This window comes from Kitasatospora sp. NPDC088391 (assembly GCF_044753345.1).
In the GTDB taxonomy this organism is placed as follows: Bacteria; Actinomycetota; Actinomycetes; order Streptomycetales; family Streptomycetaceae; genus Kitasatospora.
In genome coordinates this window covers 372747-391994 of the sequence record NZ_JBIVNB010000003.1, presented here as the reverse complement: position 1 = coordinate 391994, position 19248 = coordinate 372747, and the positions used below count along the sequence as shown (strand labels likewise).

Genomic DNA, 19248 nt, shown 5'->3' with positions numbered 1-19248 from the left:
CCCCTCGACCGAGGGGGCCTTCGGCGTTTCCGGGCTCCTGCGGTGCTCCCCGACGGCGCTTCCCCGACCCCGCTGTCCCGATGCCGCTCCCCCGACCCCTGACATTTGTCACCGCCGACCCGTGGCACCGCACCGGTGCCCGGTGACGGTCCGCACTACTGGCGGGCCCCGGCCGCCGGGAGGCTGGAGTCATGACCGACACCAGCCGTTCCCGCCCCGCCGTCGAGGCCCGCGGGCTGCACCGCCGCTACGGGCCGTCCGGCGCCGCCGGGTTCGAGGCCGTCCGCGGCCTGGACCTCACCGTCGCCCGCGGCGAGCTGTTCGCCCTGCTGGGCACCAACGGGGCCGGCAAGACCTCCACCCTGGAGGTGCTGGAGGGCCTGGCCGCGCCGACCGCGGGCGAGGTCCGGGTGCTCGGCCTCGACCCGGCCCGGGAGCGGGCGGCGCTCCGCCCGCGGATCGGCATCATGCTGCAGGAGGGCGGCTTCCCCGGGGAGCTGACCGTCGCCGAGACCGGCCGCTGCTGGGCCGGGCTGACCTCCGGCGCCCGCGAGGTCGACCGGGCGCTCGACCTGGTCGGCCTGCTGCCCCGGCGCGGGGTGCGGGTCAAGCAGCTGTCCGGCGGCGAGCGCCGCCGCCTCGACCTGGCGATGGCCCTGCTCGGCCGGCCCGAGGTGCTGTTCCTGGACGAGCCCAGCACCGGCCTGGACCCGGAGGCCCGGGCCGCGGTCTGGCGGCTGATCCGCGAACTGCGGGCGGGCGGCACCACCGTGCTGCTCACCACGCACTACCTGGAGGAGGCCGAGGAGCTCGCCGACCGGCTGGCGATCATGCACCACGGCCGGGTCCGGGTGACCGGCACGGTCGCCGAGGTGCTGGCCGGCCACCCGGCCCGGATCGGCTTCGAACTGCCCGAGCGCACCGGCCCGCACGCCGGCCTGGACCTCCCGGTGCTGCCCGGCGCCGAGCCGGTGATCGACGGCCGCCGGGTCACCCTGCACACCGCCGACCTGCAGGGCACCCTGACCGAGCTGCTCGGCTGGGCCGCCCGCCACCGGGTCGTGCTGGACCGGCTGGACGCCCGCAGCGCCTCGCTGGAGGAAGCCTTCCTGGCCATCGCGGCCGACTCCGGCACCGACACCGGAGCCGGCAGCACCCCCGTCCGCCCCACGACCCTCGGAAGTGCCGCATGAGCACCGCGACCACCGCCCCCGCCACCACCACGCCGCTGGGCCGCCTGCTCGCCCTCGGCCGGGCCGAGACCACCCTGCTGCGCCGCAACCGCACTGCCGTGTTCGTCGCCCTGGTGCTGCCGTTCGTCCTGGTCGGCTCGCTCCGCTCGATCCTGCGGGCCGCCGCCGAGCACACCCCCGGCCTGGACGTGGACACCAACCTGGTCACCGGCTCGATGGGCATCGTGCTGCTGGTCGTCGTCTACACCAACCTGACCAGCGCCTACACCGCCCGCCGCAACGACCTGGTGCTCAAGCGGCTGCGGACCGGCGAGGCCACCGACACCGAGATCCTGTTCGGCACCGCCGTCCCGTCGATCCTGCTGGCCCTGGTCCAGTGCCTGCTGCTCGGGGCCGTCGGCGCCGCCGTGCTGAACCTGCGCACCCCCGCCAACCCGCTGCTGGTGCTGCTCGGCCTGGCGCTGTCCGGCGTCCTGCTGACCGCGCTCGCCGCGCTGTCCAGCGCGGTCACCCGGACCGTCGAGACGGCCGGCATCACCACCCTGCCGCTGATGCTGGCGGCCCAGTTCGGCTCCGGCCTGCTGGTCCCGCTGGAGTCGATGCCGGACGGCGTGGCGGACCTCTGCCGGCTGCTGCCGACCACCCCGGCGCTCCAACTGGTGCGGATCGGCTGGTTCGGCACCGACGGCGTCGGCCCGTCCGAGGGCTTCGCCGCGACCTGGTCGACGGCCGGTCCGGCGCTGCTGCTGGCCGTCGGCTGGGGCGCCGCCGCGCTCTGGGCCACCCGCCGCTGGTTCCGCTGGGAGCCCCGGCGCTAGATTCGCCGGAGTCGTCAGGAGGCAGGAAGGGGGACCCGGACGTGCGGGTGAACAGGCCGGGGCCGCTGCGGCGCTGGCGGGCGCTGTCCAAGCCGCAGCGCACCGAGCTGTACGTGCGCTGGTCGCTGTACCTGGTGGCGGCGGTGCAGCCGCTGCTCCTGCTCGGCGGGGTGGTCGGGCAGGCCGGGCGGCCGGGGCCCTCGGCGGGACGCTGGCTGCTGATGGCGGGCGTGCTGGTGGCCTCGGCCCTGAACGCGGTGCTGTACCGGGTGGGTCTGGCGGCCTTCCTGGGCCGCCGCCCCCGCCCGGACCGCTGGCTGCTGTCCTCGGGGGCGTTCGCGGTGGGGCTGGCGCTGGCCGCGATGTCCACCTCGCCGCCGCTGTCGGAGCAGGGCTCGGTCTTCCCGGTGACGGTGGCGGTGACGACGGTGACCTTCTGGATCACGGCGGCCTCCCTCGGCGCCACGATCCGCGAGGCGGCACTGGGCGCGCTGGGCGTGCTGGCGCTGCTCGCGGTGCCGCTGCTGCTGACGGGCGTCCCCCCGGCCGGGGTGGCGGGGATGGCGGCGGGCTGCCTGATCGGCGGGGGCACGGCCTGCACGACGGTGCGCTGCTCGGCCTGGACCGCGAAGGTGGTCTGGGAGCTGGACGAGGCCCGGGAGGCCCAGGCCCGCCTCGCGGTCGCCGAGGAGCGGCTGCGGTTCTCCCGCGACCTGCACGACGTGCTGGGCCGCAACCTGGCGACCATCGCGCTGAAGAGCGAGCTGGCGGTGCAGCTGGCGCGCCGTCAGCGGCCCGAGGCGGTGGACCAGATGACCGAGGTGCAGCGGATCGCCCAGGACTCGCAGCGCGAGGTCCGCGAAGTGGTGCGCGGCTACCGGACGGTGGAGCTGCACACCGAGCTGATCGGCGCGGCCGCGGTGCTGCGGGCCGCGAACGTGGACTGCCGCACCGAGCTGTCCGGCGCGGACACGCTGCCCGCCGGGGCGCAGGCGGTGCTGGGCTGGGTGGTCCGGGAGGCGGCGACCAACGTGCTGCGCCACTCGGAGGCCGCGAACTGCCGGTTCCGGCTGCGGGTGTCGGGCGGCACGGCGGTGCTGGAGGTGGAGAACGACGGCGTGCCCGCCGTCCCGGCGCCGCGCGCGGAGGGCGCGGGCAGCGGCCTGCGCGGCCTGGGCGAGCGGCTGGCCGCCCACGGCGGCACCCTGGCCACCGCCGGCCACGACCCCGGGCGGTTCCGACTGACCGCCGAACTTCCTCTCACGGCAAGGGAATTCACTTCATGACCGACCGGGTGCGGGTACTGCTCGCCGACGACGAGCACCTGATCCGCGGCGCGCTGGCCGCCCTGCTGGCGCTGGAGGACGACCTCGCGGTGGTGGCCGAGGCGGCGTCCGGCCCGGAGGCGCTGGCGATGGCGGCCGCGCACCGCCCGGACGTCGCGGTGCTGGACCTGCAGATGCCGGGCCTGGACGGCCTGGAGGTGGCCGCCGAGCTGCGCCACCGGCTGCCGGAGTGCCGGGTGATGATCGTGACCGGGCACGGCCGCCCGGGCTACCTGAAGCGGGCCCTGGAGGTCGGGGTGCGCGGCTTCCTGCCGAAGACGGTCTCCGCCTCCGACCTGGCCGGGATCATCCGCACCGTCCGGGCGGGCGGCCGCTACGTGGACCCGGAGCTGGCCGCGGAGGCGATCAGCGCGGGCGACTCCCCGCTGACGCCGCGCGAGACGGACGTGCTGGAGCTGGCCGCGGACGGCTCCCCGATCGCCGAGATCGCCGAGCGGGCCGCGCTCTCGCCGGGCACGGTGCGCAACTACCTGTCCGCGGCGGCGGGCAAGCTCGGCGCGGAGAACCGCCACGCGGCGGTCCGGATCGCCCGCGAGCACGGCTGGCTGTGACGGCCCGTCACAGCCGGCCGGGCGCGGTCACGGCCGGCCGGTCACTGCCAGCTCAGGCCGGTGAGCTTCTCGTACGCCTCGATGTAGCGCTGCCGGGTGTGCTCGACGATCTCGGCGGGCAGCTCCGGCGGCGGGTTCTCGCTCCTGCGGTCCCAACCGGAGGCGGGCGAGGTCAGCCAGTCGCGGATGATCTGCTTGTCGAAGGACGGCTGGTCGCGGCCGGGCTCCCAGGCGTCGGCGGGCCAGAAGCGCGAGGAGTCGGGGGTGAGCACCTCGTCGCCGATCACCAGCTCGCCGTCCAGCAGGCCGAACTCGAACTTGGTGTCGGCCAGGATCAGGCCGCGCTCGCGGGCGATGTCGCGGGCCCGGGAGTACACCGCGAGGGTGGTCTGCCGCAGGGTGGCGGCGAGTTCGGCGCCGACCCGGCGGGCGGTCTCCTCGTAGGGCACGTTCTCGTCGTGCTCGCCGACCTCGGCCTTGAGCGCCGGGGTGTAGATCGGCGCGGGCAGCTCCGAGCTGTTGTCCAGGCCCTCGGGCAGCGCGATCCCGCACACGGTGCGGGAGACCCGGTACTCCTCCAGGCCGGAGCCGGCCAGGTAGCCGCGGGCCACGCACTCCACCGGCACCATGTCGAGGCTGCGGCAGATCAGCGTCCGGCCGGCCCAGTCGGCGGGCGCGCCGGCCGGCAGCTCGGTGGAGAGCACGTGGTTGGGGACGATGTCGGCGATCCGGTCGAACCACCAGAGCGACAGCTGGGTGAGGACCCGGCCCTTGTCCGGGATCTCGTTGGGCAGCACCCAGTCGTAGGCGGAGGTCCGGTCGCTGGCCACCATCACCAGGTCGCCGTTGCTGGCCCGGTACAGGTCGCGCACCTTGCCGGTGTGCAGGTGGACCAGGCCGGGCACCTGGACCGGCTCGGGCTTGGTGACGAATCCGCTCACGGTCGTTAAGTCCTCACAGCTGGGGGCTCTGCCGCGGGGAAGTCTTTCATGCCGGGCCGGTCAGGCCCCGGCGCGCCCCTCCTTGCACAGGTGGTCCAGCAGGTTCGCGGTGGCCCGCTGGATGCGCTCGTCGGTGTGCCCGGGCCGGTCCAGCGCGGGTGACCAGGCGAACGTCCCGGCGGCGAACACGTACGCCCCGCTGGGCGCCCGGTACAGCGAGGTCTCCTGGTGGGTGAGCCGCCCGGCGGCGTCCCGGTACGGGGAGTGCGCGAGCAGCGTCCGCTCCCGGTAGGCGGGCAGCGCGACCTTCGGGTAGTAGCGGTCGGCCTCGCCGGCCACCAGCCCGGGCAGCCCCTCGCCCTCGGCCAGGCCGGTGCCCTGCCAGAGCCAGTGCCCGGTGTTGCGGGCGACCAGCGGCACCGGCGCGGGCACGCTGCCCGCGTACTGGATGCCCAGCAGGTGCTGCTCGGGCTCCCCGGCGTCCCGCCACAGCGCGGAGGCCGCGCCGGGCACCCCGGCCGCCGGGTGGTCGGCGGCCGTCCGCTGCCGCTTGCGGCAGTTCAGCAGCCGGTACGGCTCGCCGTTCGGCCCCGACGACAGCTCGACCCGCCAGTACACGCTGTTCGCGGAGAGGAACACCAGCGAGGTGCCGCCGTCCCGGGCCCGCTCGACGGCCCGGCGCATCGGCTCCGACCAGTACTCGTCGTGCCCGGGGAAGACCAGCGCCTTGTACCGGGAGGTGTCGACCAGCCCGGCGTGCAGGTCGGTGGCGGTGGCGTAGCCCAGGTCGTAGCCGTAGCGCTCGGCCCACCGGATGAAGTCGTAGGCGTGGCCGACGTGCAGCGGCAGCCCGGCCCCGGCGTGCGGCCGGTCGAAGGAGACGGTGACCGCCGCCTGCGCCTCGCCGACCAGCCGGCCCGCGTCGTCCCAGGCGTGGTAGAGGCTGGCCCCGAGGTGCCCGTCCTCGGGGAACAGGTTGTACGCCTGCCAGGTCACGTCGGGCAGCACCAGCAGCAGGTCGGCCGGGGCGAAGTCCCGCACCGTGAACGGGATGTGGCTGCGGTGCCCGCCGTCGGCGGTGGTCAGCACGGCGACGTACGCGCCGGGGCGCCAGTCGGCCGGGACCTGCAGCCGCCAGGACTGCCACCAGTGGTGGCAGGAGACCGTCCGGTCGGCGACCATCGGCGCGGGCTGGGCCAGGCCGGAGATCAGCGGGCTGGAGGAGACCTGCCGGGCGCCGTCGCCGCCGTCGTGGCCGATCCGGTAGACGTCGACCTGGAACTCCTGCGGCGGGTTCACCGTGACCCGGAAGTCCACCGCGCCGCCGGGCCGCACCACACAGGCCGAGGCGAAGCCCTTGATCTGCCGGCGGACGTCGTCCGCGTTGCGCGGCCCGCTCACCGCGGGCCGCGGCGGCCGGGCGTCGATCGGCCGCTGCCCGGGGGCGTCCACGCTGACGTACCAGGGCACCGCGCCCTCGCCGTCCGCCAGGTAGTGGTCCGGGCTGCGCAGCCAGGGCAGCGGGCCCTGCCCGAACGGGTCGGAGACCCCGTGCGCCAGCGTGCCGGACTCCCACCGGCGGTTGGACTCCGTCCCCACACGCCCTCCCCACCCTTCGCACCCCCGCCGAGGGTTTGGCATTTGCCATGCGGATGTGCGTGTCGTCCAGCACACCACAGTTTGCTGGCGGAGCGTCACCCCACCGTAGCAATTGGTACCGGTGGCCCCCGGTTTCCCGGAACGGCCCCCGATCAGCCCGAGAGCCGGACCGGACGCTCCAGCCGGACCCCGGCCCGCTCCAGCCAGGCGAGCAGCGGACCGTCCTGCCCGTCCTCCACCGCGAGGGCCACCGCGGGGGCGAGTTCGGCCCGCGGCGCCGTCCGGGACAGCAGCACCGGGCCGTCCAGCCAGTCCAGGCCGGGGGCGGCGGTGCCGGCGTCCACCGCGGCGCAGCAGACGGTGGCGACCAGGTGCTCGACCAGCAGGTCGCGGCCGCTGCGCACGGGGGGCAGCGGGGGCGCGACCCGGGCCCCGCGCGCCACCTGGCCGGCCAGCGCGGCGGCCAGCGTCTCGGCCTCGCCGGCCGCCAGCCGGGCCAGCACCTGGTCCAGGGCCGGGCCGGTGTGCTTCCGGTCCCCGCCGAGCGCGGCCTGCAGGGCGGCGGCCTGCTCCCGCCAGCCGCGGTCGACCACCTCGCCCGGGTAGTCGGCCCAGTCGAGCGGCCGCCAGCCCTCGGCGGGCTCCTCGTGTAGCAGCCCGGCGGCCAGCCGGGAGACCCGGGCGTCCACCGCGCCGGGCTCCTCCAGCAGGTCGCAGGCGGGGCGGTCGCCGAGCCGGTTGCCGTAGCCGTCGGCGGCCAGCCGGTCGCGGCGGGACAGTTCGGTGAGCGCGGAGACCACGCCCGCGTTCAGGTGCTCGGGGTGCCGGCCGAGCCGCCAGGCGGGCAGCGCGACCCGGGTGAGCAGCCGGTCCCAGCCCGCGTAGGCGAGGCCGACCTGCTCCTGGGCGGCGATCCGCAGCCCGTGGTCGACGGCCCGGGCCTGCTCGGAGGACCAGGCTGCGGCGGCCTGCTCCAGTTCGGCGGCGTGCTCGCGGCAGGCGCCCAGCAGCCACCGGTCGACCCGCGCGACGGGGCCGCGGCGGCGCTCGCCCAGCGCGGCGTCCAGGGCGCGCAGCCAGCGGCGGGCGTCGGCGATGTCCGGGTCGGCGGCGGCCGCGGTGCCGGCCACCACCGGGGCGAGCAGGGCGCGCAGTTCGCCGGCCCGCATCCACCACAGGAAGGGGGAGCCGATCACCAGCACGGGGGCGGACGGCCGGCGGGCGGGGCCGCGGGCGGGCGGCTCCTCCAGCCAGCTGTCGCAGTCGGGGGTGAGCGCGATGGCGGCGGGCGCGGGCACGTCCAGCCGCTCGGCCAGTTCCTCGATCAGGCGGTACAGCTCGGGGGCGTCGGACCGCTCCAGCGGCACCGCCGGGGTGACCGGCGGGACGGCCCGCCGGTGCGCGCGGGCCACCAGGGCGGCCAGCAGCAGGGTCAGCGCGGCGACCGCGCCGACCGCCCAGCGGATGCCGTCCCACAGGGCGGCGTCCGGCGCCCCCGGGGCGCCTATCCGCCCGGTGAACCGCCCGGCGAGCAGGACCGCCGCGCAGGCGGCGGGCAGCGCGGCGGCGGCCACGGCCCGTCCGCGCAGACGCAGGACGGCCCGGGCCCGGGCGCGTGCGGTGTCCACTGCAGCCATTGCCGCGGCACCCCCTTCGCAGCCGACTCGACTCGATCAATTCCGGTACGGGAAGCGGCGGATGCCGAACCCGGTGGTACGACTCGCGTGGCGCTCTCCTGCCCAGTCTCGACGCCCCGATACGGGCGGACGTTCCGGAACCTCCCGGATTCCACCCGTCCTGGTGACGCCGCGGCGGAGCGCCGATGCTCCCAGCATCGCCCCGGCGCACTCCGGCGACGAGCCGCGTCCGTGCCTGGGCCCCCGCCCCTGCGCGATGCAGCGCACCCTACGGCGCGGGCCCGCGCCCCGTCAGCAGGATGACCGGGGGATCACCCGAAGGACTGGTTTTCCACCCCTGTCGCTGACGGTGGCGACCTCGGGAAATGCCGCGGGGCGCTGCGTCCGGACGGGTCGGTCCGGGCCCAGCGCCCCGCGGGGAGGCGGCTCGCGGTCTGCTATCGGGCGGCCTTCAGCGCGATGTCGGTGCGGTGCTGGGCGCCCTTGAAGGAGATCTTCGCGACGCCCGCGTACGCCTTGGCCCGGGCCTCGGCGAGGTCGGCGCCGGTGGCGGTGACGGACAGCACCCGGCCGCCCGCGGTCAGCACCTCGCCGTCCGCGCCGACCCTGGTGCCGGCGTGCAGCACGAAGGCGGTGCCGTCGGCCTCCGCCGCGTCCAGGCCCTCGATCGGGTCGCCGGTGCGCGGGTCGGCCGGGTAGCCCTCGGAGGCCAGCACCACGGTGACCGCGGCCTCCTCGGACCAGCGCAGCGGCTCCAGCTCGTCCAGGGTGCCGTTGGCGGCGGCCAGCAGGACGCCCGCCAGCGGGGTGCGCAGCCGGGCCAGCACGACCTGGGTCTCCGGGTCGCCGAACCGGGCGTTGAACTCGATCACCCGGGTGCCGCGCGAGGTCAGCGCGAGGCCCGCGTACAGCAGGCCGGAGAACGGGGTGCCGCGGCGGCGCAGCTCGTCGACGGTGGGCTGCAGGACGGTCTCCAGCACCTCCGCGACCAGGCCCTCGGGGGCCCACGGCAGCGGGGTGTAGGCGCCCATGCCGCCGGTGTTCGGGCCCCGGTCGTCGTCCAGGGCGCGCTTGAAGTCCTGCGCGGGGACCAGCGGGAGCACCGTGGTGCCGTCGGTGATCGCGAACAGCGACACCTCGGGCCCGTCCAGGTACTCCTCGATCACCACCCGCCCCCGGCCCCGGGAGCCGGGAGGTGCCCCCACGCAGGCCTCGGCGTGCGCCAGCGCGGCGGCGCGGTCCTCGGTGACCACGACGCCCTTGCCGGCCGCCAGGCCGTCGTCCTTCACCACGTACGGGGCGCCGAAGGCGTCCAGCGCCTCGGCGGCCTCGGCGACGGTGGTGCAGACGTAGGAGCGCGCGGTGGGGACGGCGGCGCCGGCCATCACGTCCTTGGCGAAGGCCTTGGAGCCCTCCAGCTGGGCCGCCTCCTTCCCGGGGCCGAAGACCGGGATGCCGGCCGCCCGGAGCGGCTCGGCGACACCGGCCACCAGCGGGGCCTCCGGGCCGATCACGACCAGGTCGGCGCCGAGCCGGACGGCCAGCGCGGTGACCGCGGCGCCGTCCAACTGGTCGACCGGGTGCAGCGTGGCGAGGCGGGCGATCCCGGCGTTGCCGGGGGCGCAGTGCAGTTCGCCGACTGCGGGGTCTTGGGACAGTGAGCGGCACAGGGCGTGTTCGCGGGCGCCGGTTCCGATGACGAGGACCTTCACGCCTGCCAAGCCTAGTCGGTGGCCGGTTCCGGCCCGTCGCCGGGACGGCGGCGGGCCGGAAGCGGGGAGGCAGCCGGACAGCGACGGGTCCGGGCCACCCGGAAGGGTGACCTCGAACGGCCGTACCGTCAGGGCGGCACCCCCCGTTCACCCCGCCCGGACGGGTGAAATCCGGCCACCCGCCGCAACCCTCCGACCTCGGCTTCCGGAGTCGGAATCACATAACGATCACTGCGGAAGCGCCCCCACGGTCAGCCATTTGGCGGTAAGAAGTGCTGTTGGGCGAGGACCCGGCCGCACACCGGGCACGACATCCTGGGCGGCTCCGACCCGCGCGGGCGCCACGGGTCCGCGCACCGTCAAGTTCCACCAGTTCCACCGTTCCACGCAGGAGGGCCCGGTTCCCCGCCGGGCCTCCGCAGTCACCCCGCCACAGGGAGCGCCACAGGTGAGCCAGCCGGAAATGCAGCCCGAGGAGAGCCCCTGGGGCAAGGAGGTCGCCGACGACGACCAGCCCGTCCCGGGTTCCGGCGGGCGGACCCCCACCCGCCGCCGGACCGACCTGAGCGCCCGTCAGTTCCCGCTCGGCGACTGGGGCGAGCCCGCCGAGCGGCTGGAGGAGCTCTACCGCTGGTCGGAGGAGCGCGCCGTCGAGGCGATCGACTGGTACCGCCGGGACCGGCTCTGGAAGCGCCGCTGGGCCCGCCTGTTGCGGTTCTCCTCCGGCGTGTTCGCGCTCGGCGGCGTCGGCGCGCCGCTGGTCTCGCCGACCGGCGTGCTGCCGCACGCCCTGGAGTGGGGCTACACCGGCCTGGCGCTGGCGGCCGCCGCGCTGTTCGCCGACCGGGCCTTCGGCCTGACCTCCGGCTGGATGCGGGACGTCTCCACCGCGCAGGCGCTGCAGCGCCGGCTGGAGGCCTTCCAGTTCGACTGGGCCTCGGAGTGCGTCCGCGAGGTGCTCGGCCCGACCGAGGGCACCGCGGGCGAGGCCGCCGAGCGCTGCCTCGGCGTGCTGCGGCGCTTCTGCGAGGACGTCTCGGACATGGTCCGCTCCGAGACCTCGGAGTGGATGCTGGAGTTCCGGGCCGGCATGAGCCAGCTGCCGACCCAGGCACCGGGCGCCTGGGGCGGCCGCAACGAGGGCGGGACGGGCGCCCAGGTGCGGGTCCTGCCGCCGCCCGGCACCCGGCCGACCATGCCGCGGCAGCGGCCGCCGGAGGGCCCGCTGCGCTGAGCGCGCGGCCGGGCAGGGCCGCCCGGCCGGGCACCGGTCAGGCACCGGTCAGGCGAAGACGATCATCGAGCCCTGGGTGACGCTGCGGGTGGCGGCCGAGTAGAGGCCGGACCAGGCGTGGCGCTCCCGGGCGTAGGGGTGGAAGTCGTCGATCGGGGGGCCGAAGGGCTGTTCCAGCCGGGTGGGGCCCAGCGGACGGGTGGGCAGCGGGGGGTTGACCGGATCGATGCCCAACAGCGGTGCCACCGCCTGGAGTTCGCGGACCAGCCCGTACGAGGAGCCCAACGGCCCACCGGCGGCCAGCAGTTCGTCGGCGACCAGCGGCAGCGCGAAGTCCACCGGCACGTAGGCCCCGGCGTGGTCGAAGTGCCAGACCAGGTGCGACTGCTCGGCCGTGGACTCGAACATCTCCAGCAGCTGCTCGTAGTCGCTGCCGAGCGCGTCCACCGGGGTCACCTCGAAGCCGGTGAGCCCCAGCAGGTAGGCGCGGCGCAGGAAGTGCAGCGAGTCGTAGTCGAAGGCGGCTATCGTCTCGACCTCCCCGGAGAACCCCGAGACGTAGGGATGGACCGGGACGGGCGGCAGCCCGTGCTGGGCCAGCACCGCGTTGTAGCGGTCCAGGTCCTCGCGGAAGGGGTTCTCGGGACTGTGGGCGAGCACGTCCACGAGCGGGACGAGCCAGAGGTCGCAGGCCATGGGCCGGCTCGTCCTCTCGGGTCGGCGGGCAACGGGCCCCAACCCTACCGGCCCGCGGCGGGCTCCCCGCTCCCCGGTCGGGAGGGCCGGGCGAACCGGCCGGGCGGGACGAACCTGGGCATCGGGACCCGGCCGGGACCGGCCGCGGCGGGCCCCGGGTCGGCGGGTTCGGGGACGGCGGCCCCGGGGCCGGCCGGGGGCGGCGGGTCGCGCAGCAGCCGCAGCACGGCGACCCCTTCGAGCGGTTCGCCGAGCAGCCGGGCCAGCAGCTCGACGGTGAACAGGTTGTAGTCGTTGACGATCCGGTGCGCGCCGACCCGGTCCCGGGCCTCGATCCGGTCGACCAGTTCGCCGTGCCGGTCCCAGCCGAGCCCGGCCAGCTCGCCGCCGCGCAGGTGCGGGGCGGCGAACATCCAGGACTGCACCCGCAGCCGGCCCAGGTAGTCGGCGATCCGGTCGTTGCAGAGCAGCGCGGCGGCCTCCTGCCAGAACCGCAGGTCGCAGCCGACCAGCACGTCGAGCTGCCCGGTCCGGGCGGCCCGGGCGGCGGCGTCGGCCCGGCGGCGCAGCGAGGCCAGCCGGGACCAGTCGTAGCGCTCCACCCGGTCGTCGAGGTGGCGCAGCGCGTTGTCGGTGAGCAGGGTGCGGGCCTCGAAGATCTCCAGGAAGTCCCGCCAGCCGAACTCGGGCACGGTGAAGCCCCGGTGGGGTTCGCTGACCAGCAGGCCCTGCGCGGCCAGGTCGACCAGCGCCTCCCGGGCCGGGGTGGCGGAGACGCCGTAGACGTCGGCGATCTCCTTGACGGTGAAGTTCCGGCCGGCGGGCAGCCGGCCGGCCGTCATCTCGTCCCGGAGGGCGTCGGCGATCTGCTCGCGGAGGCTGTTGCGCCGGATCTGGGCGCGCCCGCCCCCGGCTCCCGCAGCGGTCATGGCCGCGTCCCCTCTCCGGGCCGGGCCGCGACGCGGCGGCCCCGCACACAAAACGCGCACAGACTACCCCGGAATGGTCAATCCGGGCCAAGGTCCGCAGAGTTGCGCGCGGGCGGTGCGGGGCCGGCGGTTCAGCGCTGGACGGGGGCCGGGATGCCGAGCAGGCGGTCCCGGTGGACCGGGAACTCGGCCCGGCACTTCGCGACCTCGGCGGGGTCGAACTCGACGGCGAGCACCTGCTCGTCCGGCCCGGCCTCGGCCAGCACCCGGCCCCAGGGGTCGACCACCAGGCTGCGCCCGGCCTGCTCGACGCCGCCGTGGGTGCCGGCGGTGTTGCAGGCCAGCACGTACGCCTGCTCCTCGACGGCCCGGGCCCGGGCCAGCAGGTTCCAGTGCTCGGCCCGCCGGGCCGGCCAGGCGGCCGGAACCACCAGCAGTTCCGCGCCGGCGTCCAGCAGGGCCCGGAACAGCTCGGGGAAGCGCAGGTCGTAGCAGGTGGCCAGGCCGAGGGCGGCGAAGCCGGCGTCGGCGGTGACGATCTCCTGGCCGGCGCCCATCGCGACGGCCTCGCCGCTGTCGAAGCCGAAGCGGTGGATCTTGCGGTAGGTGGCGGCGAGCTCGCCGTCGGGGGCGAACAGCAGCGAGGTGTTGTAGATCGGCCCGTCGGGATCGCGCTCGACGATCGAACCGGCGTGCAGCCAGCAGCCGACGGCCTGCGCGGCCGCCGACATCGCCTCGGCGGTCGGCCCGTCCAGCGGTTCGGCGCCGGCCGCCCAGGCGTCGTACGCGAAGCCGCCGACCGCCCAGAGTTCGGGCAGCACCACCAGGTCGGCGCCCTCCTGGGCCCTGACCAGCGCCGCGGCCCTGGCCCGCCGCTCGGCGACCGGTTCGGCGTCCGAGACCGCGAGTTGGATCAATGAAGCGCGCACAGTACCACCGTCCACGACAAGAGTCCTACGATCGTCACCCGAAAGCGCTGCCCCGCTCTCACCGGGCAGCGTAACGTGCCGTATGCGCGTCCGTGCGGAGGTCTCGACAGCCCGGGCGACGTGGGACGACGCAAGCCGACGGAGGGCCGGAGATACCCGTGACGGACAATCAGAGCGTGCAGGCGTACACCGACGCGTGGACGCACTCGATCGAGTCGATATCCGAGCTGCTCGCCCCGCTCCCGACCGACTCCTGGAACCGGGCCACCGAGTGCCCCGGCTGGTCCGTCCGGGACGTGGTCTCGCACGTGATCGGCGTGGAGTCCGAGCTGCTCGGCGACCCGCGGCCGATCCACGCCCTGCCGCGCGACCTGCGGCACGTGACGAACGAGTTCACCCGGTACATGGAGCTGCCGGTCGACAAGCGCCGCTGCTGGACGCCGGTGGAGATCACCAGCGAGCTGGAGTACACCGTCATCCGCCGCTCCCGGGCGCTGCGCAACGCCCGGCAGCAGCCGCAGGACCTGGTCCGCTGGCCGGCCGGCCCGCTGGCCCGGGACGTCCCGTACGCGACGCTGCTGCGGCTGCGGGCCTTCGACGTGTGGGTGCACGAGCAGGACCTGCGGCGCGCCCTGCAGCTGCCGGGCAACCTGGACTCCCCGGCCGCGGTCGTCACCCGGGACCTGCTGATCTCCTCGCTGCCGAAGCAGGTCGCCAAGGAGGCGGGCGCGCCGATCGGCTCGACGGTGGTCTTCGACGTCGCGGGCGCGCTGCCGTTCCGGTGCACCGTCCGGGTCGCCGCGGACGGCCGCGGCAGCGTCGACGAGTCGGTGGAGCCGGCCCCGGACGTGCGGCTGTCGATGGACTGGCAGACCTTCGTCCGGCTGTGCTGCGGCCGGGTCCGCCCGGAGACCGCGCTGGTCGCCGTGGTCGGCGACCAGGAGCTGGGCAGCCGGGTGCTCGCCCACCTGGTGAGCACCCCCTGAGGACCCCTCAGCGGGCGGCGGGGAGCTTCCGCCGCAGCCGGAGGATCATCGTGGTGCCGAGCAGCAGCGGCAGCAGCTGGAAGCAGAACGCCAGCCGGTAGTCGGAGGTGCGGTAGCCGTCCGCGCCCGGCGCGGCCAGCGCGTCCAGCAGCACGCCGATGCCGAGCAGCGTGACCATGGCGGCCAGGAAGCCGCCCATGTTGGCGATGCCGGTGGCGGTGCCCAGCCGCTCGACGGGGTTGTGGGCCCGGGCGTAGTCCAGGCCGATCAGCGAGGCCGGGCCGTTGCTGCCCATCACCAGCACCAGCACCACCAGCAGCCACAGCGGGGGGCGGCCGCCCGGCCAGGCCAGCGCGGCGGTCCAGCAGAGTGCGGTGGCGGCGAGCACCGTGAAGGTGATCGGCAGCCGGGAGCCGGCGGAGCGCGAGACCAGTCGGCCGAACAGCAGGCCGAAGGCCATCCCGCTGAGCACCAGGAGGCTGAGCAGGCCGCTCGCCCCGGCCCGGCTCATGCCCTGGCCCTCGACCAGGTAGGGCAGGCCCCAGAGCAGGCCGAACGCGGACGCCGGGAAGGCCGTGGTGAAGTGCACCCACAGGCCGAGCCGGGTGCCGGGCTCGGACCAGGCGGCCCGGATCTGCCGACCGACCGGCAGCCGGTCGGCCGCGGGCCGCGCCGGGGCGGCCGGACCGGGCGGGGCCTCCTTCAGCAGGGCGAACACCGCCGCGAAGACCACGGCGCCGGTCAGCGCGATCACGCCGAAGGTGGTGCTCCACCCGGCGGTGTGCAGGGCCTGCGCGAGCACCACGGTGGTGACCAGGTTGCCGCCGGTGCCGACCAGCCCGGTGAGCTGGGCGACGAACGGGTTGCGGGCGGCCGGGAACCAGCGGGCGGCGACCCTCAGCACGCTGATGAAGGTCATCGCGTCGCCGCAGCCGATCACCGCCCGGGAGGCCAGCGCGGGCCCGAACGCGGTGGAGAAGGCGAACGCCAGCTGCCCGGCGCTCATCAGCGCCACGCCCAGCAGCAGCACCCGGCGCGGGCCGATCCGGTCGACCAGCAGGCCGACCGGGATCTGCATCCCGGCGTACACCAGGACCTGGAGGATGGAGAAGGTGGAGAGGGCGGAGGCGCCGATGCCGAACCGGGCGGCGGCGTCCAGTCCGGCCACGCCGAGGCTGGTGCGGTGCACCACGGCGAGGGCGTAGACGGTGACGCCGACCGACCAGGCGAACCAGGCGGCCCGGCCGCCGGGCGGGTGGAGGACGGCCGGGCCGGGGGCCCGGGGGACGCCGGCGGGGCGGTGCGGAGCGGACAGGGACGGTGCGGTGGGGGCGGGGTCCACGCTCATAGTGCGACCAGGCTAGTCATCCCATCACCTGATCTTTCCCCCGGGGCCCGGACCGGGGCCGCCGGGGCGGCGGTTCTCAGCCGCCGAGCGTCCAGCTCACCGCCCGGGTCATGTAGCGGTCGCGGAACGCCTCGTCGCGCACCCAGTCGGTGCTGTCCCGGACGGTCGCGGTGACGGTGTGCCGGTGTCCGGCCGACAGCGCGAGCGCCCCGGTGTCCAGCCAGGTGCCGTCCGCGCTGGCCGCCTCCACCGGCTTCCCGTCCACCGTCCAGCTGATCAGCAGCTGCCGCGGGCCGGTCAGCGCCAGCGGCCGGACGTGCAGCTTCGGCCGGCCGGAGACCTGGCCGGGGGCCGGTTCGGGCGGGTCGGCGGGCTGCACCCGGCGGTAGAGCTGCTCGACGATCGCCTCCCGGGAGGGCAGGTTGTAGCTGCCGCCGAGGGTCCGCATCACCGAGTCCGAAGTCGGCCGGTACAGGCCGTTGGCGCTGCGGTAGGCCCCGACCGGGCCGCCGCCGTCCGGCGACTGGGCGCCCAGCCAGCGCCACCACTTGGTCCGGCCGCGCTTCATCTCCTCGGCGTCCACCGCGGACAGGTTGGGGTAGTCCGGGTCGTTCGGCGCGCTGTCGTACTCGTCGCCCAGGGTGCCCAGGGTGTGGCCGATCTCGTGCTGGATGATCCGCCCGGCGTCCGGGCTGCCGCCGGCCAGCGTGGTGACCCCGGTGCCGCCGGCCCCGCCGTACTCGGTGGAGTTGGCCAGCGCGATCAGGTACTGCGGCCCCTCGCCCTGCCCGGCCAGCCGGGCGGTGGCGGTCTCGTCCGCGCACAGCAGCCGGGCGGTGCCCTCGCACCAGAAGTGCATGCCCAGCGGGGTGGCGGTGGACTTCCCGGCGTTCTCGCTCTCCGCGATGCCCGCCACCGGGGAGACCACGTCCACCCGCCGTATGTTGAAGAACCCCTGGTAGGTGCGGAACGGCTCGATCTCCAGCAGGGCCCGCCAGGCCCGGTCCGCCTGGTCGTGGAAGAGCTGCTGCTGGTCGGCGGTGTAGCCGTCGCCGAGCAGCACCAGGGTGACCCGGTTGCCGGGCTCGCCGGTCAGCCGCAGGTCGACGCCGGGGGCCCCGGGGGTGCGCAGGTCGGCCCGGGCGGGCGGGGCCGGGCGGTCGGGGCCGGGCGGCGGCCCTATCGCGGTGGAGGGCGCGGGCGAGGCCAGTTCCACCACGGCGGGCAGCACGGCGGCCGCGACCAGGATCAGGGCGGCCGCGGACCGCATCAGGGGGCCGGGAGCACCGGTCGGCATACGGGGAGTCCTCGCTGCGACGGTCACCCGGCCTGACTGCGCGGGTGCTTCGGTCGCACACACGTACCCATCGGATGCCCCGGCGCAGGCCGGGGCGGCGCGAAACTCCCTCGGGCGGCCCAATGCCGGGACCGCCCCGGCGGCCCGGCGGAAATCCGCCGGAATTCCCAATTCCGAATTCCCGCAATGCCGTTGGCCCGACAACCGGCCGCCGCTCCGGGGGATATCCTGCGGACGGGGGACCACTGGGGGGAAAGGGAATCGGAATGGGGATCGATCAGGACTCCGACCTGCGCGGAGCCTTCGGCCGGGCGCTGCGGGAGCAGCGGCGGCTCGCCCGGCTGACGCAGCAGGAACTCGCGGTCAAAGCCGGCCTGGGCATTCGTACGCTGTCGGACCTGGAGCGCGGCGTCGCCGGCCCGCGCCCGGCCACCGCGGAGCTGCTCTGCACCGCCCTCGGGCTGGACCGGCCCGCCGCCGAGGACTTCCACGCGCTGGCCCTGGCCAGCTGGCGGACCGCCCGCGGCGGCACCCCCCGCCCGGGCAGCTAGCGAACGGCGCGGGGCCCCGCTCCGCCGGAGCGGAACGGGGCCCCGCGGGGGCGGATCGGCGGATCAGCCCCAGGTGATCAGGCGCTTCGGGTACTCCAGGATCGCGGCGGTGTCCGCCAGCACCTTGGAGCCCAGCTCGCCGTCGACCAGCCGGTGGTCGAAGGAGAGCGCCAGCGTGGTGACCTGACGCGGCACCACCTTGCCCTTGTGCACCCAGGGCAGCTCCCGGACCGCGCCGAAGGCCAGGATGGCGGCCTCGCCGGGGTTGAGGATCGGGGTGCCGGTGTCGACGCCGAACACGCCGACGTTGGTGATCGTGATGCTGCCGCCCGACATGTCCGCCGGAGCGGTCTTGCCCTGCCGCGCGGTCTCCACCAACTCGCCGAGGCCGATCGCCAGTTGGGCGAGGGTCCGGGAGCCGGCGTCCTTGATGTTCGGGACGATCAGGCCGCGCGGGGTGGCCGCGGCGATGCCGAGGTTGACCGCGCCCCGCAGGACGATCTCCTGGGCCGCCTCGTCCCAGGAGGCGTTGATCTCCGGGTGCCGCTTGACGGCGGTGAGCAGCGCCTTGGCGACCAGCAGCAGCGGGCTGACCCGGACCCCGGCCCCGAGCTCGCCGGTCTCCTTGAGCTTGCGCACCAGCTTCATCGTGCGGGTTACGTCGACCTGCACGAACTCGGTGACGTGCGGCGCGGTGAACGCCGAGGCCACCATCGCCTGCGCGGTGGCCTTCCGGACGCCCTTGACCGGCACCCGGACGTCGCCGGCCGCGGTCGGCACCGGCAGCGCGGGCGCGGCCTCGACGACCGGGGCCGGCGCGGGGGCCGCCACCGGCTCGACGATCGCGGCGGCGGCCGCGGCGTGCACGTCCTCACGGGTGATCACGCCGTTCGGGCCGGTCGGCAGCACGGCGCGCAGGTCGACCCCGAGGTCCTTGGCGAGCTTGCGCACCGGCGGCTTGGCCAGCGGGCGCTCCCCCTCCGGCAGCACCGGAGCCGGCGGCACGACCGGCGCGGCCGGGGCGACCGGCACGGCGGCCGGAACAGCGGGCGCGGCGACCGGCGCGGCGACGGCCGCCCCGTTGGCGCGCCGGGCCCGGCGCTGCGCCGAACCGGTGCGCGGACCGTAGCCGACCAGCACCTCGCGGCGCTCCGGCTCCACCTCGGCGGGCGCGGCCGCGGCCGCCGGAACGGCAGCGGGCGCCGCCGGGGCGGGCGCGGCGCCGGCCACGGCGACCGCGATGATCGAGGTGCCGACGTCGACGGTGGTGCCCGCCGGGAAGTGCAGCGCCTCGACCACGCCGGTGAACGGGATGGGCAGCTCGACGGCGGCCTTGGCGGTCTCGACCTCGCACACCACCTGCCCGTCGGTGACGGTGTCGCCCGGCTTGACGTACCAGGTGAGGATCTCGGCCTCGGTCAGGCCCTCGCCCACGTCGGGCATCTTGAACTCGCGGAGCGAGCGAACGTCAGTGGTCATCT

The 19248-nt window shown here is 75.8% G+C and carries 17 protein-coding genes; 7 read left to right on the top strand and 10 right to left on the bottom strand.

The window, feature by feature from the left end; genetic code table 11:
* Window positions 1–191: 191 nt before the first annotated feature.
* From ACIQBJ_RS10455 to ACIQBJ_RS10440, 4 genes are read left to right on the top strand one after another with little or no spacing between them, the layout of a single operon-like run.
* On the top strand, window positions 192–1193 hold the full coding sequence (locus ACIQBJ_RS10455) for an ABC transporter ATP-binding protein (RefSeq protein WP_400706814.1): 1002 nt from the start codon (window positions 192–194) through the stop codon (window positions 1191–1193).
* Window positions 1190–2011, top strand: a complete 822-nt coding sequence (locus tag ACIQBJ_RS10450) for an ABC transporter permease (RefSeq protein WP_400706811.1) — start codon at window positions 1190–1192, stop codon at window positions 2009–2011. Before ACIQBJ_RS10455 ends, ACIQBJ_RS10450 begins: the two co-directional genes overlap by 4 nt.
* 41 nt (window positions 2012–2052) lie before the next feature.
* Window positions 2053–3297: a sensor histidine kinase gene (locus ACIQBJ_RS10445; RefSeq protein ID WP_400706808.1), complete on the top strand. Its 1245-nt coding sequence runs from the start codon at window positions 2053–2055 to the stop codon at window positions 3295–3297.
* On the top strand, window positions 3294–3908 hold the full coding sequence (locus ACIQBJ_RS10440; protein WP_400706805.1) for a response regulator: 615 nt from the start codon (window positions 3294–3296) through the stop codon (window positions 3906–3908). Before ACIQBJ_RS10445 ends, ACIQBJ_RS10440 begins: the two co-directional genes overlap by 4 nt.
* Before the next feature lie 41 nt (window positions 3909–3949).
* Here ACIQBJ_RS10440 and ACIQBJ_RS10435 read toward each other — a convergent pair whose 3' ends face one another.
* The 4 genes from ACIQBJ_RS10435 to purD all read right to left on the bottom strand — a co-directional run bounded on the left by ACIQBJ_RS10435 (window position 3950) and on the right by purD (window position 9797).
* Complete coding sequence (locus ACIQBJ_RS10435; RefSeq protein WP_400706802.1) at window positions 3950–4849, bottom strand: phosphoribosylaminoimidazolesuccinocarboxamide synthase; 900 nt, start codon at window positions 4847–4849, stop codon at window positions 3950–3952.
* A gap of 60 nt (window positions 4850–4909) precedes the next feature.
* Complete coding sequence (locus ACIQBJ_RS10430) at window positions 4910–6448, bottom strand: N,N-dimethylformamidase beta subunit family domain-containing protein (RefSeq protein WP_400706799.1); 1539 nt, start codon at window positions 6446–6448, stop codon at window positions 4910–4912.
* Window positions 6449–6600: 152 nt separating this feature from the next.
* The gene (locus tag ACIQBJ_RS10425) at window positions 6601–8085 is read right to left on the bottom strand and encodes a hypothetical protein (RefSeq protein WP_400706796.1); all 1485 of its coding nucleotides are present in this window, start codon (window positions 8083–8085) and stop codon (window positions 6601–6603) included.
* Between the two features lie 437 nt (window positions 8086–8522).
* Window positions 8523–9797 carry a phosphoribosylamine--glycine ligase gene (purD, locus tag ACIQBJ_RS10420; RefSeq protein ID WP_400706793.1) on the bottom strand — a complete coding sequence of 425 codons (1275 nt, stop codon included), beginning with the start codon at window positions 9795–9797 and terminating at the stop codon, window positions 8523–8525.
* A 448-nt stretch (window positions 9798–10245) separates the two neighbouring features.
* Here purD and ACIQBJ_RS10415 point away from each other — a divergent pair, with 448 nt between their 5' ends.
* Complete coding sequence (locus tag ACIQBJ_RS10415; RefSeq protein WP_400706790.1) at window positions 10246–11031, top strand: SLATT domain-containing protein; 786 nt, start codon at window positions 10246–10248, stop codon at window positions 11029–11031.
* A 48-nt stretch (window positions 11032–11079) separates the two neighbouring features.
* On the opposite strand, the gene ACIQBJ_RS10410 is transcribed toward ACIQBJ_RS10415, so the two are convergent.
* From ACIQBJ_RS10410 to ACIQBJ_RS10400, 3 genes are all read right to left on the bottom strand, one after another.
* Window positions 11080–11727 carry a hypothetical protein gene (locus ACIQBJ_RS10410; protein ID WP_400706787.1) on the bottom strand — a complete coding sequence of 216 codons (648 nt, stop codon included), beginning with the start codon at window positions 11725–11727 and terminating at the stop codon, window positions 11080–11082.
* A gap of 44 nt (window positions 11728–11771) precedes the next feature.
* A complete protein-coding gene (locus tag ACIQBJ_RS10405; RefSeq protein WP_400706784.1) occupies window positions 11772–12656 on the bottom strand; it encodes a GntR family transcriptional regulator in 885 nt (294 codons plus the stop codon).
* Window positions 12657–12787: 131 nt separating this feature from the next.
* A complete protein-coding gene (locus tag ACIQBJ_RS10400; RefSeq protein WP_400706781.1) occupies window positions 12788–13585 on the bottom strand; it encodes a carbon-nitrogen family hydrolase in 798 nt (265 codons plus the stop codon).
* A 158-nt stretch (window positions 13586–13743) separates the two neighbouring features.
* On the opposite strand from ACIQBJ_RS10400, the gene ACIQBJ_RS10395 reads away from it, so the two are divergent.
* Entirely contained in the window at window positions 13744–14571 is an 828-nt protein-coding gene (locus ACIQBJ_RS10395) for a maleylpyruvate isomerase family mycothiol-dependent enzyme (protein WP_400706778.1), read from the top strand.
* A 7-nt stretch (window positions 14572–14578) separates the two neighbouring features.
* On the opposite strand, the gene ACIQBJ_RS10390 is transcribed toward ACIQBJ_RS10395, so the two are convergent.
* Window positions 14579–15919, bottom strand: coding sequence for a nitrate/nitrite transporter (locus ACIQBJ_RS10390; RefSeq protein ID WP_400706775.1), 1341 nt, complete (start codon window positions 15917–15919; stop codon window positions 14579–14581).
* Window positions 15920–15995: 76 nt separating this feature from the next.
* Window positions 15996–17216 (bottom strand): M64 family metallopeptidase, encoded by a 1221-nt coding sequence (locus ACIQBJ_RS10385; RefSeq protein WP_400706772.1) that lies wholly within the window; start codon window positions 17214–17216, stop codon window positions 15996–15998.
* A 266-nt stretch (window positions 17217–17482) separates the two neighbouring features.
* On the opposite strand from ACIQBJ_RS10385, the gene ACIQBJ_RS10380 reads away from it, so the two are divergent.
* A complete protein-coding gene (locus ACIQBJ_RS10380; protein WP_400706769.1) occupies window positions 17483–17767 on the top strand; it encodes a helix-turn-helix domain-containing protein in 285 nt (94 codons plus the stop codon).
* Between the two features lie 63 nt (window positions 17768–17830).
* Here the strand turns inward: ACIQBJ_RS10380 and ACIQBJ_RS10375 are convergent, their stop codons facing one another.
* Window positions 17831–19246: a dihydrolipoamide acetyltransferase family protein gene (locus ACIQBJ_RS10375; protein ID WP_400706766.1), complete on the bottom strand. Its 1416-nt coding sequence runs from the start codon at window positions 19244–19246 to the stop codon at window positions 17831–17833.
* Between the last annotated feature and the right edge of the window lie 2 nt (window positions 19247–19248).